General features: G+C 38.4%; 10 protein-coding genes. All 10 read right to left on the reverse strand.

The window, feature by feature from the left end:
- Positions 1-5: 5 nt before the first annotated feature.
- Positions 6-554, reverse strand: coding sequence for a signal peptidase I (gene lepB / locus CD03_RS0102815; RefSeq protein ID WP_052377634.1), 549 nt, complete (start codon positions 552-554; stop codon positions 6-8).
- Between the two features lie 10 nt (positions 555-564).
- Positions 565-1,173, reverse strand: a complete 609-nt coding sequence (locus CD03_RS0102820) for a hypothetical protein (protein WP_027292332.1) — start codon at positions 1,171-1,173, stop codon at positions 565-567.
- Positions 1,174-1,209: 36 nt separating this feature from the next.
- Positions 1,210-1,857: a hypothetical protein gene (locus tag CD03_RS0102825; protein ID WP_027292333.1), complete on the reverse strand. Its 648-nt coding sequence runs from the start codon at positions 1,855-1,857 to the stop codon at positions 1,210-1,212.
- A gap of 81 nt (positions 1,858-1,938) precedes the next feature.
- The gene (locus CD03_RS0102830; RefSeq protein WP_027292334.1) at positions 1,939-2,361 is read right to left on the reverse strand and encodes a hypothetical protein; all 423 of its coding nucleotides are present in this window, start codon (positions 2,359-2,361) and stop codon (positions 1,939-1,941) included.
- Between the two features lie 182 nt (positions 2,362-2,543).
- Entirely contained in the window at positions 2,544-3,350 is an 807-nt protein-coding gene (locus CD03_RS0102835; protein WP_027292335.1) for a hypothetical protein, read from the reverse strand.
- A 68-nt stretch (positions 3,351-3,418) separates the two neighbouring features.
- Positions 3,419-6,934: an InlB B-repeat-containing protein gene (locus CD03_RS0102840; RefSeq protein WP_027292336.1), complete on the reverse strand. Its 3,516-nt coding sequence runs from the start codon at positions 6,932-6,934 to the stop codon at positions 3,419-3,421.
- Positions 6,935-6,954: 20 nt separating this feature from the next.
- Positions 6,955-11,496 carry a hypothetical protein gene (locus CD03_RS0102845; RefSeq protein WP_027292337.1) on the reverse strand — a complete coding sequence of 1,514 codons (4,542 nt, stop codon included), beginning with the start codon at positions 11,494-11,496 and terminating at the stop codon, positions 6,955-6,957.
- An 80-nt stretch (positions 11,497-11,576) separates the two neighbouring features.
- Positions 11,577-14,888 (reverse strand): InlB B-repeat-containing protein, encoded by a 3,312-nt coding sequence (locus CD03_RS0102850; RefSeq protein ID WP_027292338.1) that lies wholly within the window; start codon positions 14,886-14,888, stop codon positions 11,577-11,579.
- A gap of 79 nt (positions 14,889-14,967) precedes the next feature.
- Positions 14,968-18,294: an InlB B-repeat-containing protein gene (locus tag CD03_RS0102855; RefSeq protein WP_027292339.1), complete on the reverse strand. Its 3,327-nt coding sequence runs from the start codon at positions 18,292-18,294 to the stop codon at positions 14,968-14,970.
- Between the two features lie 373 nt (positions 18,295-18,667).
- Positions 18,668-19,798, reverse strand: a complete 1,131-nt coding sequence (locus CD03_RS0102860) for a tyrosine-type recombinase/integrase (protein ID WP_027292340.1) — start codon at positions 19,796-19,798, stop codon at positions 18,668-18,670.
- Positions 19,799-20,139: the final 341 nt, after the last annotated feature.

A 20,139-nucleotide genomic window follows, 5' to 3' on the forward strand; every position in this document is an offset into this window, starting at 1 on the left:
TCCTTTTATTTCATCAGACTTATTTTATGAAAAGGAAAAACCCGTGCAACAATGTGTCCGTCAATTTTCTCCTTGGGAATCGTCCCTATTTCACTGTATCTGCTGTCCATAGAGACCGTTCGGTTATCTCCCAATAAAAAATACTGCCCCTTAGGAACTTTGGCTGGATAGTGAATATCACCCGTAACAATCGTGGTATCCATAATATAATCCTCTTTTAATTCTTCTCCATTGACATATAAATTACCAGTCAGTGGATTTATATCAATCACATCACCGGGCACCCCTATTACACGCTTTACCAGTTCCTCTTCCATTCCTTTTCCGGAATGACAAATCACAATATCTCCCCTTTTAGGTTCATATCCCAACTTTATGTATATCAATAAATTTTTATTTTGCAGCGTAGGCTCCATACTCTCACCATGAACTAACGCAAATCCGCCTACTGTTAAATTTATCAGAAAAATAATAAGCCCCACTGCTGCCATTTGAAGAAAGAAATAGAGCCACTCTGCAGCTAATTTTTTCTTTTTCTCAATCTGATTTTTCACTATAATTACCCTAATTCTGGATTACTATGGTCATTGCTGCTTTCATCGTTCCGGTCACTTCTTTTCCGTCCACATCGTAGACATAATAGGTGAGTGTAGCCGGATATGCACCTTTTGGCAGGTTTTTGGTAAGTTTAATTGTGGGGATATACTGCTCAGGATAAATGAGGTCATCACTGCGGTACAGCTCTGATCCATCCTCATCTAAAGTTAAAGCTACCGTACACGGAAAACTATTGCCCGGGCTGTTTACAATATCTACCTTGCCCTTTGAAGTTCCATTCTGAAAAATCGGCTGGCTATTTACATTAACTGTAAACATAGATTCATCTATTTTCTGCTGCAGTGCATCTCCCAATTCCCCTTCCTTCATTCCTTCCGGCAAGCCATTCATAATAGCTCCTTCTGCAGCTATACCTGCAGTTTCGGCTTCATCTGCTGTATTGTTTTTAAACTTTGATGAAAGCGCAAACGCTGTGGTTGAAAGTATCAGAACAACTGCAATCAGCAGAACCCATTTTCCTTTTGACTTTGGCTCAGGCTCATGCATTTCCGTTGTTTCTTTTTTTTGTTCCTCCAGTTCTTCTTCATAAGCCTTGTTTAATTCATCTAGTTTCATCTGTTTTATAATCTCCTTTAAATTTCTATGACTGTGTCATCTATCTGCCTGCTCATGGGTTTCAATAGTAGCTGTCACCTGGTGTTCCCCTACCACTGTCTCCCCCTTTTCGTCATAAAATGTATAATAAATCGTTGCATTATAGATTCCTTTTTCAGCTGGCAATCCGGTGAGTTCTGCATCTTCCACGCTGTCGCCAGGTTTTATCAACTCTGACTGATAGAGATAAGCCTCTTTTTTCTCATCTATAGACAACTTAATTTTAAGGGGATATGCACAATAAGGTGGATTTGCTAAACGCAGCGCAACCGTTTTTCCATCCGCTTTTACATCTAAACTGGTATTCACATACACATAAATCTGACCTTTATCTACACTTTTATTTTTCCAGTCTGCTTTTTCTTCTTTAGTGATGAAAGATGGATATTTATTTCGGATATCACTGCTGTTCATTTTGTTCACTCCCAGAAATATTCCTCCTATTATTACAAGAATCAACGCAGGAATTACGGCAGCCAAAATATACAATTGCTTTTTTCTTCCCACTATATTTCTTTTTTTCTTACCCGCTCCCCTATTTTTCGCTCTTTCCGGGGGCTTACCGAATTCTTCCTTTACACTCTTGGAAGATTCAAATTCTTTTTCCAGCTGCTCCAATGCGGAGAGTCTTCTGTTTTCATCCATGATCTACCTCTTTAAATTATTATCGTCAGCCTGATAGGCTGACGAAAAATATTCTCCAATATGCATTTGGGAACTCCCCGCCTATTGTTTGTTTCTTGCAGTTCTCTGTTTTAACACCACTGCTAAAATGATTACTGATACAATCAGTAAAACCAGAAATATCAGATTTCTGTTTAAATCTCCGGTTTTTGCATTCTGAGTCAGCTTATCATTTAGTCCATTTCCAACCTGAGTGGTTGATGGTTTTGAAGATTTAGATGACGAAGTCTTACCTGATGAAGCTGTACTTCCATTCTTTGCCTTTACCGTACCATCAACATCCACCTTTCCATTTCCCTGCACAGGTTCTTTATTCCCGGGAGATTGCTGCTGAATTGTTTTGCTCTCTGCTTCAGCCGCATAAGCTCTGTACGGTAACGTTAAAAGCAGAGAAATCGACAACAAAATTCCCAGCAGCAAAAAGATATTAGTTTTACACGCTTTTCTTCCTATCCTTTCTTCCATAAAGTCCTCCTTGTATTGTAATTTTCAACGTGGCCCCTTGAGAAACAGCTGCATCTTTTCAGCTGTTTCTCAAGGGGTCAAGTATTTCTCAACCCCAGTTTAAAAAATAAGTAGCCAACGTATTTTTTGTTTTTTAGACTGTCCATTTTAATGAATGGACAGCCATCATATGTATTCAGTTATTATTTGTTGTAGCTATAAACCATATTCAATTTGAAATTACTTTTCAGTTCTTTGCCATCTTCGTAGCTTGAAGCAAATTTAGTTGTAACACCTGCTGCAGTTCCATTCTGGTCAGCAAAAAATAAATCTGTTGAAGATGGATTTACAGCATCTCCTGCTGCTCTTGTTCCTGCCGCTAAAGTTCCTAATGCTGCCTTGTTTAAATTAGCACCTAAATCCTGTGCAGTTCCACCCTTCAGGTTCAGATAAACACCGGCAACCTGATTTGAATCTTCTGCTGCATTGATGCCGCTTACAACTTTAAAGTCTCCTGTTGCATTTGCTTTCGTTACTGCTACACTAACTGTCTTAGGAACCGGCACTTTACTAGACTGGATATAACAGGACTGATTTAAAATCGTACCTTTTACTGATTTATCACTGGAAGTAAGCTGAATATTAGCATCGGCACCATTACCTGCTACCAGGAAAGAAAGGTATGTAGGTGCAGTTATAATAAGCTGAGCAGAATCTTCTGTTCCATCGCCGCCCCAGTCTGTTGAAGAACTGTTGCTGTCCAAAGGTTTTCCTGATCCTGTATAGCTTGGAAGTGAAGGGTTAACAGAGCTACCACTAGAATCAATAACTGCATCTTTAGTCAGCCAACCGTCTACATCCACACTTGCTTCTGCATTTGCCGGAGCGTTATCTCCCGCTGTTCTTTGATTTAAAACCCGATCCGGTGTGGCTGCAAATGCTCCAATTGACATGGATGCCGCCATTGCTACTGTTAAACCTAACGCGATAAATCTCTTCTTGTTTTTCATATGTTTCTTCCTCCTAAATTAAGTTTGGCTACTCTATATAATTAACGCCATTGGCTGTTAATCCGTTATTATTGTCCGCTTCCAAATGAAAATGAAAGCTTCATAGTATGAAATCCATTTAATACAATAGTATTGTCTGTAATATCACTGGGCTCCTGATAATAGCGCTTTGTCTGCGGATCTGTATATGCACTTGGAACTGCCAGCTGAATCTTAGATTCACCATATGGTGCTCCGAACCAGACTTTATCTACAGTTCCCGCACTATCATCTAATGAGATTCTTTGCTGTCCATCCACATTCGCCAATGCTTCCAGCGCTACCAGGGGATGAGTAGAAGGCTTCGCCATCTGTTCCGCAGTTACCGTTGCAAAATCAACTAATGAGTAACTGGACGTGGCACGTGTCTGAATTCCTTTATAACCCACATTTGCCACATGCTGCTTCTTGCCATAATCCTTTTGCTGTCCATCGATTAAAATGGAATCTTCAAATGAAGCACTTTCATTATTTAAAACAGCAGGAGGCGCAATAAATCCTTTTTCTGTTCCATTCAGACCGCTGGTATAAATATTAAAGATAATTCTTGTAGGAACGGTTATTTTTAATTGATTAACCGCTTCCGGAACGCGGACTGCCTGATAGCGGCCATAAACTCCGCTTGTATCCGCTATATTAGTTCCTGTCAGCCCGAATGTTTTACCATAAAGGTTATTTGCACTATAGGATGGGTCCAGGTACTTAGTATCCTGATCCCCTTCTGCAAGTCCTCTGACAAAGGCTTTTCCGGTTACCGGGTCGGTAACAGCTACATCATCTTTTAGCCATGTACCATCTATATTATCTAATACAGAGATCATCTGATAATTACCTGGTATGGTAAATGCGGCCCCCTTAATACTTAAGTCTAAGTTTTCAGAAACTTTGCTATATAAGGTAAGATCCAGTTTTTTAGCTTTTCCTGTAATACCCTGGATTGGTTCTTTTCCCTTATCAGCTGCAGCACTCACCGTACATCCTTCATTGATCTTTATACTTGTAACATTTTCGCTGATAACAAGTCCTTCACCGTTGATATTTGTAAAAAGATTATCCATATCGCCAGCATTGCTTCCAAACGTCACCATACCATAGTTATCCAGATTCAACTGCTTAGCGCTTACACCTTTTACTGTAATATTAAATTTTTTATCTTCTGACCCTTCAATAATTACACTTTTATCAGCTTTTCCTATTATCTCTAACTCATGGATGTGATCCGTATTACAGCTTACAAAGGCATTGTTTGTCATAACAATTGTCTTACTTGTAACCGTGAAACCACTTGTAATATTCTCATTCTTTGCATTTTTTAATGTTCCTGCGGCAATGTCTAAAACAAGCGGGCATACGTCTGAAATTGTATTTGACCATTTTGCTGTCAAAGTCACATCCTGAGCAGGCATCCGAAAGGTATCATTAGGGTTTAACTGCTGTTTCTCCTCACTGCCTACTAAAACTGGTACACTACTTTCCCATCCCGCAAATATCCATCCTGCTCCTGGAGATGTCAGCCCTTCTTTACCCAGAACAACGACATAAGCATCTGTCTGGTAAGGGCTATTGCTATCCGTTATACTGCCGCTTCCGTTTCCTGCACTGTAGAGTACTTTATATGTCATCTCCCAATGTGCATATAAAGTAACATCTCCCGTGGGAGTATAAGGTGCTTTTACTTGGGTGCCGCCTTCTGCTTCCGTAAACCATCCCTTGAAAATATAATGCTCCGGATGTTCTGCTGTTGGGAAAGAAGCAACCGCATCTCCTTTTAAAACGGTATCACTAGCTTTTTCCGGAGTACCGCCATTTCCGTCATAAGTCACCGTATACCCGTCTTTAGCTGTCCATACCGGATAAAGTATCAGGTTAGTCAGATCTTTAATCGCATCTCCCGGCTGGTACTCTGCCGTCTCTGCTCCGGAAACCGTACTCCACCCACCAAATTCCTTACCTTCCGGTGCTGTAAAATTAGGCATCGTAAGAGGCTGGCTTGTATTCTGTGTGGGATCATTATTCAGAATTTTAGCATTTTCTGCATCTTCATCTGAATAATAGATCTGTTGATATTGTGCTGCTCCATCTGAATCATCGAATTTATACAGCATTTTTTTACCTGGTATTGTAATACTTCCCAACGTAACATGACACCGCTCTGAAACAACCTCCTCGCCTGTCTCAGCGGATATTCCGTAGACTTTAGATTCATTATCCTCCTCACTAAAGTAATCACGAAGACGTACATTTTCAATCACTTCTCCTGGTTCAGCTGCAAAATTATAAAAATATAATTGAAATTCGTGATATCCAGTACCATCTTCCCCAGGTGTAAGCACACCACCATTCACATTCCACCATTTAAAAAGCTGTCTCAGGCTGTACAATCCCATTGATGCATCTTCTGGCAATTCATAATAGGGTCCCCCCGTCAGTGGTCCTAACTCCGGAGCGTTTTTAAGCTCCGGTAACGGAAGCCTCGAAGGCCATGACCATTCCAGGACTCCACTTTTTATTTCTTTTAATTTAGCCGGATCGGTAATTACTCTTACATTCATAGTTGCATTATATCTTCCGTCTGCCAAGTTTGGATCTCTATCTGCCCTTGTATCGAATACTTTATAATCTACCCAATTTCCTTCCAGATGTTCTTCGCCTTTCCAAACCGGATAAAGAGTAAGATTCGATACCTTGTAAGATCCATCTGAATTTTTTTCTTCCAAAGAAGTACCTGGCTGGTATTCCGGATTTTTTGAATTAGGAGTTGTACTCCAACCCAAAAATTCTTTATCCTGCACGACAGGAAAACCTGTAGCTTCAATATCCAGTATTGTTTTACCAATTAATTCTTCATCTGTTTTATAACTCTGGGTATAAACCTGACTTCCCTCTGCGTTCGTCTTGTAAATAATCGATCTTCCAGGAATTCTTATATTGCCGATTGTAACCGTTTCTCTGACCGAGTCTACACCTTCATTCGTTGCCGGATTCATTAATTCAAGTGTACTTACTCCCGAATCCGGACTAAAATAATCACGTACTCTGACTCCTTTGAATACTTCTCCCGGCACTGCTTCAATATTTGAGAAAGCTAGTTGAAACTCTTTGTACCCGGTTCCATTTTCACCCGGAGTCAAAGCACCGTTAACATCATCATTAACAAATTTAAAAACTTGTCTCAGGCTTCGCAACCCCATTGCTTCATCTTCTGGCAGCTCATAATAGGGACCTCCATGCTGTGCTCCAAGAGGTGGTGTATTAAGAAGTTCTGGAATCGGCAGCCGTTTCTGCCAAGACCATTCCACACCTCCCCCTATAATATGTTTTACTTTTTCACGATTTACTGTCAGTCTTGCAGTCAATGTTGCATCATATTTACCCTGTGCATTTTCAGTGGCAACCGTATCGAAAACAGTACATATAACACCAAAATCATCTTTTGGAACTGCCTCCCTATTATTAGCTGCAAATGCATTCCCCGCCATGGAACTAATAAATGTAAAGCACAGAAGTACTGCCAGATACTTTTTTAATTTTTTATTCTTAAACATAAACTTTCCAACACTCCTCTCTAATTTACAATTATAGCTTCCAGAAGCTCCACATCCTGTGGAGTAATACGAATAGTTCCGGTTGTAGCTTCACTGTTCATATCGCCCATTATTTTCTGATAGGCATACTGGTCAAGTTTCACACCTGGGTCACCACTTATATATGCTTCCAACATTACTATATCAGAAGCCCTGATATTACCATTCAGATCCACATCTCCTGAAGAAATAATAATACAGGAGGCCTGGCTGTTTTCATCTCCATTATAACTAATCGTCAGTTTCACAATCCCAGACATTGTCTTCTTTGTATTAGCGGAAATTGTCAAATTATCGGCTCCAGGTTTTGTGATACTTATTGGCAGTTTTTCAATATCAGCATCATTAATACCTTCCTGTAACACTTTGCCTGACCAGTCATAGGTATAATTTCCTGAACTTCCGGTTCTGGTATAGCGCTCATAAGTATAAGTCATCTTTTCCAGATCCTCCAGCGCTGCATCTGCTCCATTGATTTTTATCTTCGGCAATGCTTTGCTGTTCACTTTTCCTGCTTCATTTTTGATTTTTAACAATGCATCATTGCCATCCTCAAAACCGTCAAATGTAATATCTGACTTTGCATCTTTCCAAATTGCTTTCAAAGTTATATCCTGGGCCGGCATTATAAAGGTATCTTTGGGATTCAGTTTTGTGGTACTTGTTCCGTTTACAGTAACCGCTGCGCTGCTTTCCCAGTAGTCAAAAACCTTGTCTGCAGGAGGTATCATATCTGCACTTTCTCCAACGGTCGCAGTTGCTCCTTCTTCATAAGTCTCAGTGAGCGGAATCCCTCCGGTCCCTCCATTGAAATTATAAGAAACCTGATAACCAACTCTTTCTCCTAAAACTATGTTACCTATGCTGTCTTTGCCGATCTTATGAGGATAAACCAGTGCATTATCATATTGAGTCTCATCAGCCTTTGATTGTGTTCTGAAATTCAGTAACTTATCACCCAGAACATTTTGAACCTTCTTTTCATTCCATTCACCCAGTTTTAATTTCTTAGTAGATTTCATGCTTCCATTCGCTGCAATACTAAGAGGATACGAATTGTTATGGTCTGTTCCTTCCGATTTATAAATATATAATCTGCTTTCATCACTGGTGTTCACAATACTGCCAGCCAATCTGTCTGCCACTTCTCCTGATGCACCCGTATGACCTAACCTCAGATCTCCACCTTCCATTTGCAAAATACCGGCTCCGTTTGTATAATTGCTTCCTGAAATTATAAATTTGCCATTAATAACATTAAACAAATCTCTCCCCGATGCCTTATCATCTGCAGTACCTTTAATATTTACATTCAAATTAGCTGCTTCTATACCACTTTCAATATTCCCACCTGATCCAATTATGTTTCCGGTAGTTAAATTCAAAACAGCTGTTTTTCCTGCTGCATTCTGAACTGTTTTATTGTAAGTACTATTTTTATCATCGTTACCATGTGCAACAATATAATTAACTGTTACATCTTCCAAATTTATTTCTTTATCGCTTTTAAGATACGTGGTACCTCCAGCCGAAAACATGATTCGATTCAGATTCACATCCTCACTTATATTATTAAGATTTAAAGTCAGCTTTGGAATTGCAGTCGCAGTTGTATCACCTGTAATTTTACTGCATCCAATAATATCCATTGGCTGTTCACTTCTATTTTTTATATTTGAAATATTTACTGTAATGCTATTTCCCCCTTCAGCGTTATATACAGAACTGCCAATCCCTCCGATTGCAATCCCTTTCGCTGTGGAATTTCCTGTAAAAGTCACTCCGGAAATATCAATAATATTCTGTCCATTTCCTTTTCCATATGGAGAAGTATAGGAATTTGCTGCTGATATCGTTGAGCTCTCATAAACGCCAATACTTAACTTTGTTTCGGGAATATCGTATGGTTCAACACTATTAAAAGTTCCATCTTCTACATTATAGGTAGTAGTCATACCATCCTTTGCATTTTTTCCATAGATATGATTTGGCTTATACGTATTCATACCTGTACCTACGATATTAGATGTAACAATGCTATTTTTAATACTTAGCTGGTTATTTTCACCTGATATTCTATTTGTATTCCCTGATGCGTTTTCATCAATTCCAGTCATTCCAAACAGAAATGCTCCACCCACCGTTGAATCAGAAATATTAACAAATAAATTTTCCTGTATAGTTCCTGCCATATCATCTAATGCCACTCCAAAAACAGAACCATTTACAATACTGTTACTGACATCCATAGTTAAATTATTGATATATCTTGGATCATTATCATACATCTCCGTTACACCATATAAATTTCCGCCAATGGCCGCATTTTCCATGAGAAATTCTAAATCAACGTAAGTAGTTCCCCATTCATAATGCCAGGCTCCTTGGAAATTGTCTCCACTAAATGCATAAAGTGATCCATTAATCTTTACCCCATTTTCACCAGGCGCAGCTCCTTGGATAACAGTTTTCATATATGGCATAGATACTACATCTGACCAACCGCCATTAAATACATTACCACCAATTATAACTCTGTCTTTTATAGTTAACGTGCTGGTACTTCCATCATTTCCCATCATCCAAGCATTTGGAGATCCCATATCCACGCCTTGTACAACCTGTACATCATCCTGAATTGTTAATGATGCATGAAATTTATAATATGGTGCTACTACGTTATACCACGCATTATCGCTTGCCATATCGCCTGCAACAACACCCATATCTTTTATCCAGCCATTTTCATAAGTATATTTAACCGTATCTCCAATAACTTTAACATGATCCTTAACTAGGATATTCATATTAGGCATGTGTACTTCAGGATTCGTTCCTCTAAAATGATTTGCACAGGTTCCAGCAATGACACCTGTTTTGGTATATCCTTGTACAAGAATATTAAAACCAGACACAGTACTGTTTTCCACAGCTTCACTATAAATAATATAGTCACCATTAGCTAATCCCGTTGCTACAATGGCACCTTCAACTGTAACATAATCTGAATCTGTGTCACTTGGGCTGCCCACAATAACATTCGTCTCCGTGTAGGCATGTCCTCTTCCCGCACCACCGGCAATAAAAAACCACGTCCCGCTATAAATTTCTACATTAGTGCTAGCCAATCCATCCTGATTAACAAATTTTTTCGCAGTTCTTCCATCATAGCTTCCATCTACGGCACCATATACTGTTGCATTTCCTGTAACTTCAACATCTTTTTCAACAATAAAGCTCCAGCCATTTGCCTGTATATTATTATCATAAACACTTCCATATGTATCACTTGCCCTTGTGGGAGTTTTTAATTTACAGCCAAATGCATCATTTTCATCTCCATGAATAGTTACATGTGCCCCAAACCTTGTGTTTTTTCCCAATTCTAAGGTAAATGCTGTAGAACCACTGCCATCGCTTCCCGTTGAACAGAAGGTTAATCCCCATTGAACAGCCGGTATTGCATTTGCTCCATTCAGTTGTCCGCTCCAATCTCCTGCTATACTTAAATCACCATTGTGCAAATCAATAATATATTTACCGCTATCATGATTATTGGTTGCTGTATATCCAGGATTACCTCCGTTTATATTACTAATATTATTACCATAACTACCATTTCTATCATAATTTAAAATCTGTACAATCCCATACTTACCTGCAGTTGTATTGCTCCAACTATCAGACCCATCAACATATATCTTTTCACCATTCCCCAAATCTCTATATACATTGTACTTAAAACGATTAACTACAAATTCTGATCCTTTAGATAATGTAGAGCTTTCATTTTTTACCAATGGGAAACTTTTTTCTTCCTGATCTGCTGCCTCTGTCTCAGCTATTTCACTTTCCACAGCTTCCGTTTCAGTTTTATATGTACTCTGTTCCGTTCCCTCTGAAACCTCAACGGTTTCATTCACTGTTTCCCTTGTCTCAGTGCCCGTTTCAATAACCTCTTCTGTTTGATCATCTACTTCGCTTTTTATTAACTCAACTTTAAGATCGGTCCTAATCCAAAAATATTCAGTCAATTCCTTTTTTATATCTTTCAGATCCTCTGTATCCGCTTCTGTGTTGTCTATCTTCACTCCTTTACATAATTTCCAGATATAATATCTTCCGCCTTTTCCATCATACTTCTCTAGTCCAAAAGCCTCCATATTATTTAAATCATTATTATTCGGTTTTAAATATCTCACATCATTTGTTTTATCTTCTTTACTTACATATATCATCACATCTTTTTCATTAGCAGCTTCCAAATTCTCATACCCCTCTGAAGCAAGCTGCTCTGCTGCATTTTCAACACCCAATGACCATGCCTCATTAAATTCTTCGGAAGGTTCAAATACATCCACCTCTGTACCTGAATCATTGTATGTAAGCAATGTTTTATTTTCTGCACTCTGTTCATCACCAAGAGCATAAGCAATTGGTATTCCTCCAATGCAGATACACACTGTTAATAGATATGCCAATATCCTTCGTATATCAATTCTGCTGTTCTTTTTCTTCTTCATTTTCCTACCTCTGTATGTGCATTCTTATCGTTGATATAATATTCCTGTTTCTTATACCATTTGAAAAAAAGTCGCAGTACCTAATTTACTATAATTGCTTCCAGAAGCTCCACATCCTGTGGAGTAATGCGGATTGTTCCGGTTGTAGCTTCACTGTTCATGTCGCCCATTATTTTCTGATAGGCATACTGGTCAAGTTTCACACCTGGGTCACCACTTATATATGCTTCTAACATTACTATATCAGAAGCCCTGATATTACCATTCAGATCCACATCTCCTGAAGAAATAATAATACAGGAGGCCTGGCTGTTTTCATCTCCATTATAACTAATCGTCAGTTTCACAATCCCAGACATTGTCTTCTTTGTATTAGCGGAAATTGTCAAATTATCGGCTCCAGGTTTTGTGATACTTACAGGCAGTTTTTCAATATCAGCATCATTGATACCTTCCTGTAACACCTTGCCTGACCATCCATAGGTATAATTTCCTGAACTTCCGGTTCTGGTATAGCGCTCATACGTATAAGTCATCTTTTCCAGATCCTCCAGCGCTGCATCTGCTCCATTGATTTTTATCTTCGGCAATGCTTTGCTGTTCACTTTTCCTGCTTCATTTTTGATTTTTAACAATGCATCATTGCCATCCTCAAAACCATCAAATGTAATATCTGTCTTTGCATCTTTCCAAATTGCTTTCAAAGTTATATCCTGGGCCGGCATCACAAACGTATCATTAGGATTGAGCTTTGTGGTACTTGTTCCGTTTACTGTAACCGCTGCGCTGCTTTCCCAGTAGTCAAATGCTTTATCTGCAGGTGGTATCATAGCAGCAGCGTCTACAACTGTTACTTCTTTTCCCTCTTCGTAAGAATTTGCCAGCGGTATGCTGCCTGTTGCTCCATTAGCGCTATAGCTTACCTGATAGTCCATCTTATCACCCAAAACATAGTATCCATCTGTTCCAGATTTTGTAACTGCTATCCCATAATTATTCTTCCGCAGATTTGGTCCCAGTTTCATGCCTTTTTCTTGAAATCGTTTCACATCAGCATAACTGCTTGTCAAGAATCTAGTGATCTTTTGTCCCTTTTTCAAACCGGAAACAGCTTCGTCAACAACATCCAGCGTCAATCCTCCAAGATAATCACCTTTTACATAAATCCCGGTGTATGCTAAAGGATTCACACGTAATGTACCTGTATTATCGGATGAACCGATATTTCGAACTCCAGTTTCGTACTGATACCCCACAACATTGAAAGAGCCTCCTTCGATAATATCAACATCTCCACTGAGATCTTTCGTAAAATATACTCCATTTACATTGTTAAAATCACTAAATTTATTTGGATTAATGTAATTCCAGCCAATTTTATTTACAGTAGCTCCATTACCAATTATTAATTTGGTATAATAAACAATAGAACTTATTTCTACATCACAATTTATCCTTATAACAATACCATAGTCACTATCATCTGCTTTATATGGATAAAAGTCAGTTGTACTCTCCCTGCCTACAATATCAGTTGCACTAGTTTCACCACCAGTACCAACTCCTGCAATTCTTCCAATCGCCTTAACATTATTAATAATAAGTTCACATGGCATAGTATAAGTTCCTTTCACCACATAAGCATTTCCTGCACTCACATTTCCAAACGTAAAATCTGGTGCATCAATAACGGTTTTATATCCTTTTGGTACTAGCCCTGTTGCTGATGTATAGCTGTAATAATTATCAATTTTTCCTATTACACCCGGATCAGCATAAATTGCAACGTTTACTTTGTCTGCAGTCGAGTTTCCACCACGTAATGGTTCTAATAATCCACATTTAAATTCTCCATACCCTTTCCTAATTTCAATTTTCAAATCAAGTTCACTACTTTGATTGCCATTTTCTGAAGGACCATGAATAATATCAAAAGTTCCTCCGTAGATACGCAATCGTTGTTCTCCCGTTGTTTTCTGATTGTATGCCGTAGTACCCGCAACATACCATTCACCACCATAAACGGTCAACGATGCTCTGTCATAGACCTGTTTTTCATTATATGTTCCTCCATACAGATACCAATGGTTTTTTTCTGTACGTTCTAACCCAGGGCCAATCTGCAATCGATTTCCATTACCATACATGTAATTTTGCAATTTAAGCTTAGCATTTCGAATAGTAAACGCTGTATCCATCTTAGTAACCGTTCCTGTAAAAGTCACTGTTGCCGCATTCTCCGGAGCCAATCCTTTAAACTGATTAACACTCGGATCTGCATTGTCATCTGTCAGGTTCGTATTATGTCCATAACCATCGGAAGAAAGACTAAACTTCCCACCTTCTTCTGACATCGCCAGTGTTTCCGTTTCATTTTTATCGCCGGTAAATATTAACCCCGCGCAGTTGTTCTTAGAAATGCTATTCAATCCATATGCAGTATTGCCTACATCAACCGTAGTATCTGACAAAAACGTCACGCGAAACACAGTGTCTGGAGCTTTCACTCCATGTAATGCCGTTCCGGCTTGCTGCCAAGTATTATAATAAGTAGCACTCTCCGTAATTGAATCTCCCGCAATACCGGGTTCTATTTTAATTGTAACGCTCTCCACAGACAACGCATCTGATAGATTACTTTGAGATTTTTCTTCCGAATTCACTTCCACATCCGTTTTGCTATCTGTGACTGTGGCTGTCTCTGTCTCAATCCCCTCCGTAACCGGCTCTTCTACATTTTCTGTAGTGACTTCCTCAATCTCCGTTTCAGCTGCTTTTGTATTTTCTTCTGTCTCTACATTGCTCATCTCCAATGCAGTCACCTGTTTATCCCAGATTTGCAGTTCCACAGGGATATCCGTCCTCAGCCAAAAATATTCCATAACTTCTTTTTGTATCTGTTCCTGTTCGCTATTGTCCGGCTGGCCTTTATCACCTGGCGTATTCTCTGATTTTGTTCCTATATATAATCGCCATACATAATAACTGCCTCCACTGCCATCATATTTTTCCAATCCCTTCTCTTCCATATTATTTGTCTCGGCAATACCCATTTTCAAATATCTGCCATAATGATCTACTGTTTCCTCTTTACTTACATAAATCATTACATCTTTTTCATAAGCAGCTTCCAGTTTTTCATATCCTTCTTTCCCAAGCTGCTCCGCTGATTTTTCATATCCCCGCTGCCACTCATCTTCAAATTCCTTTGTAGGTTCAAATACATCAACCTCCGTACGGGTATTATTATAGGTAAGCAGTGTTTTGTTATCTGTATTCTTCTCATCTCCCAACGCATAAGCAATTGGTATTCCTCCAATGCAGATACACACTGTTAATAGATATGCCAATATCCTTCGTATATCAATTCTGCTGTTCTTTTTCTTCTTCATTTTCCTACCTCTGTATATGCATTCTTATCGTGATATAATATTCCTGTTTCTTATACCATTTGAAAAAAAGTCGCAGTACCTAATTTACTATAATTGCTTCCAGAAGCTCCACATCCTGTGGAGTAATGCGGATTGTTCCGGTTGTAGCTTCACTGTTCATGTCGCCCATTATTTTCTGATAGGCATACTGGTCAAGTTTCACACCTGGGTCTCCACTTATATATGCCTCCAACATGACTATATCAGAAGCCCTGATATTACCATTCAGATCCACATCTCCTGAAGAAATAATAATGCAGGATGCCTGGCTGTTTTCATCTCCATTATAACTAATCGTCAGTTTCACAATCCCAGACATTGACTTCTTTGTATTAGCAGAAATTGTCAAATTATCGGCTGCAGGTTTTGTGATACTTACAGGCAGTTTTTCAATATCAGCATCATTGATACCTTCCTGTAACACCTTGCCTGACCATCCATAGGTATAATTTCCTGAACTTCCGGTTCTGGTATAGCGCTCATACGTATAAGTCATCTTTTCCAGATCCTCCAGCGCTGCATCTGCTCCATTGATTTTTATCTTCGGCAATGCTTTGCTGTTCACTTTTCCTGCTTCATTTTCGATTTTCAACAATGCATCATTGCCATCCTCAAAACCGTCAAATGTAATATCTGACTTTGCATCTTTCCAAATTGCTTTCAAAGTTATATCCTGGGCCGGCATCACAAACGTATCTTTAGGATTCAGCTTTGTGGTACTTGTTCCGTTTACAGTAACCGCTGCGCTGCTTTCCCAGTAGTCAAATGCCTTATCTGCAGGTGGTATCATAGCAGCAGCGTCTACAACCGTTACTTCTTTTCCCTCTTCGTAAGAATTTGCCAGTGGTATGCTGCCTGTTGCTCCATTAGCGCTATAGCTTACCTGATAGTCCATCTTATCACCTAAAACATAGTATCCATCTGTTCCAGATTTTGTAACTGCTATCCCATAATTATTCTTCCGCAGATTTGGTCCCAGTTTCATGCCTTTTTCTTTAAATCGTTTCACATCAGCATAACTGCTTGTCAAGAATCTAGTGATCTTTTGTCCCTTTTTCAAACCGGAAACAGCTTCGTCAACAACATCCAGCGTCAATCCTCCAAGATAATCACCTTTTACATAAATCCCGGTGTATGCTAAAGGATTCACACGTAATGTACCTGTATTATCGGATGAACCGATATTTCGAACTCCAGTTTTGTACTGATACCCCACAACATTGAAAGAGCCTCCTTCGATAATATCAACATCTCCACTGAGATCTTTCGTAAAATATACTCCATTTACATTGTTAAAATCACTAAATTTATTTGGATTAATGTAATTCCAGCCAATTTTATTTACAGTAGCTCCATTACCAATTATTAATTTGGTATAATAAACAATAGAACTTATTTCTACATCACAATTTATCCTTATAACAATACCATAGTCACTATCATCTGCTTTATATGGATAAAAGTCAGTTGTACTCTCCCTGCCTACAATATCAGTTGCACTAGTTTCACCACCAGTACCAACTCCTGCAATTCTTCCAATCGCCTTAACATTATTAATAATAAGTTCACATGGCATAGTATAAGTTCCTTTCACCACATAAGCATTACCTGCACTCACATTTCCAAACGTAAAATCTGGTGCATCAATAACGGTTTTATATCCTTCTGGTACTAACCCTGTTGCTGCAGTATAACTGTAATATTCATTTACCTTTCCAATTACGCCCGGATCTGCATGGATAGAAACATTTACTTTATCTGCCGTTGCATTTGATTCACGTAATGGTTCAATTAAACCACAATTGAAATCTCCATATCCATTCCGAATATCAATTTTTATATCTAGTTCACTACAACTATTTCCCGTACGTGCAGGACCATGAATAGTACCATAACTTCCTCCATAGATTCTCATTCTTTGTTCATTACTCGTTTTCTGATACCATGCAGTAGTCCCCACATAGTTCCAATTCCCACTATAAATTGTCATTGAAGTTCTATCATAGTCTGTTTTATCGCTGTAAGTTCCTCCATATATCGACCAAGCTGTATTTTCTGTACGTTGCAATCCAGGACCAATTTGCATTCTATTCCCGTTACCATATATTTCTTTTTGCATATTTAATTTTATATTTCGTATAGTAAACGGTGTATTCATCTTATAGATAGATCCTGTAATAGTAACTGTAGGTGCATTCTCTGGTGATTTTCCTTTATATTGATTTGCACTGGGATCTGCATTATCATCCGTCAGGTTCGTATTATGTCCATAACCATCGGAAGAAAGACTAAACTTCCCACCATCTTCTGATGTTTCCTGCGTTTCAGTTTCATCAATGTCACCCGTAAATATTAACCCTGCGCAGTTGTTCTTAGAAATGCTATTCAATCCATAAGCAGCATTGCCTACATCAACCGTAGTATCTGACAAAAAAGTCACGCGAAACACAGTGTCTGGAGCTTTCACTCCATGTAATGCCGTTCCGGCTTGCTGCCAAGTATTATAATAAGTAGCACTCTCCGTAATTGAATCTCCCGCAATACCGGGTTCTATTTTAATTGTACCGCTCTCCACAGACAACGCATCTGATAGATTGCTTTGAGATTTTTCTTCCGAATTCACTTCCACATCCGTTTTGCTATCTGTGACTGTGGCTGTCTCTGTCTCTGTCTCAATCCCCTCCGTAACCGGCTCTTCTACATTTTCTGTAGTGACTTCCTCAATCTCCGTTTCAGCTGCTTTTGTATTTTCTTCTGTCTCTACATTGCTCATCTCCAATGCAGTCACCTGTTTATCCCAGATTTGCAGTTCCACAGGGATATCCGTCCTCAGCCAAAAATATTCCATAACTTCTTTTTGTATCTGTTCCTGTTCGCTATTGTCCGGCTGGCCTTTATCACCTGGCGTATTCTCTGATTTTGTTCCTATATATAATCGCCATACATAATAACTGCCTCCACTGCCATCATATTTTTCCAATCCCTTCTCTTCCATATGATTCATTTCATGGATACTTGCTTTTACATAATTAGTATCTTCAGACACTTTATCTTTACTTACATAAATCATTACATCTTTTTCATAAGCGGCTTCCAGTTTTTCATATCCTTCTTTCGCAAGCTGCTCCGCTGCTTTTTCATATCCCCGCCGCCACGCATCTTCAAATTCCTTTGTGGGTTCAAATACATCAACCTCCGTCCGGGGGGCATTATAAGTAAGCAGTGTTTTGTTATCTGTATCCTGCTCATTCCCCAGCGCATAAGCAATCGGTATTCCGCCAATGCAGATGCACATTGCGAGTAAACAAGCTAAAAATCGCCGTACATTCATTTTCTTATCTTTTTTCTTATCTTTTTTCTTTTCCATTTTCCCACCTAGATTATTTTCCTCTTTTTATCTGCTAATTTCATTCTACATTCATCTCATTCAAATAGCTCTGCACTGAAAACATGAAATGATTCTATTACTATAATAGGTAATTTCATTCATTTTTTGCCCCCCCTGCTAATAGTGCATAGACTGCCGCTATTATATTATAGTTAATTCCCACTCTTTCAATAATATTTAAAATGTGTTATAATGACCCATTAATATACGATATAATGGGATATACTAATCCCGCGGCACTTTTTAATTTTCATGAAATTACTGATTTCGCGAAATAGCTCTGGTTTTCTTATAAATTATAGGTTTCATCCATTTTAAGGCTGACGGCTCATGACGGCTTATATTTTTGATTTTAAGCTGCCAATCGCTTCATCTTCTTCATAGACTGCTGAATATGTTCATTTGTAGAATGTCCATACCAATCCATAGTAAGCTTTGCTGAAGTATGACCCAGCAACTCCTTCAATGCTAAAATATCCCCCCCTCTTTCCATGAATCTAGTGGCAAATGTATGTCGTAACGTATGAAAATGTACACCTTTTATTTTCAGGGAATTTGTTATTTTTTCAATATGATACTGCAGTACTCTTGGATCTACAGGCCTTTCTTTAACTCCAAACATAAAATTAGCTTCAGTCCCTTCATGTTTCTTTTTTAAATTAGATAGTAAACGAATCATAAATTCAGGCAATGGAATAAACCTTACAGAAGCCTGGGTTTTGGGTTTAGAATACAAAAGAGTTGTCTTATTATTCGTATTTCCATAATCATGAATTCTTTGTACTGTGTGTGTAATTCGCATTCCCTTTTCTAATTGGTCAAAATCTTCCCACTTCAATGCGCTGCATTCACCTACACGTAATCCAGTATAAAGTGATAGAAGAATTGCCAGATCTTTCTTTTTTGTCTCATCCAGTTTCTTTTCCAATGTCTTTTGTTCATGTATCGTCATAAACTTAGCTTTTTTCTTAGTTTCATTCTTCTTTTTAAATGGAATAGCCGGTACTTCATGAATTAAATTAGACTCGTAAGCACTTTGTAATGCTGCTATAAAACGTTTGCAAATACTATGAGAAGTTGCATATGAAATGTTCTTATCTAAGATATTCTGATACAGTTTTTTCATACTTTGTCTGTTCACTCCGCCTAGCGGCTCATTTCCAATTGCAGGCAGTATATGCCGTTCTATCTGTCCTCGGTATACAACATACGTTGATTCCTTTACATGAGGCCGTATCTCTTCTTCCAGCCAGTATTCCAGCCAGGTCCGCAGCTTCCCATCTCCAAATACCTGCTTCGTATCTTTTAATCCTGCCAGATTCTGATTTCCTTTATAAATTTCTAACCTTTTCTTAACCTCCGTATATGTTTTTCCATATACATAACTAAATGCTGTTTTTCCATTATCTTTTTTCCCGGTAACATATCTTCCTTCCCATCTTCCATCCTTTCGTTTATATATATTCTCTCCACGTCTTGCCACGTTATCTGTCCCCTTTCTATTTGACGGCTTATTGACGGCTTAAAAATTTTCATCTGATATTTGCTTTTGATCCATAAAGTCCATATATTTTTCTACTTGTCCATTAATCAATACATTTTTATTTAGATATTGACATTATTTGACAAATATGGTAGATTATTACCATAAACAGTGATATTACAAATGGTATAGATCATATTTAATATCACGAAATCAGTAATTTTGCGAACGGGTCATTGGTTTTTAATTCCGATGAATAGTTCGTTTTTTTATGCCTTTTCCTGGGTCATTATAATGAAATAAATACTTATATGTTAAATCATGGTATAAGCGGTATTTCT

Origin of the sequence: Robinsoniella sp. KNHs210, from assembly GCF_000686105.1 — a bacterium.
GTDB lineage: Bacteria > Bacillota > Clostridia > Lachnospirales > Lachnospiraceae > Robinsoniella > Robinsoniella peoriensis.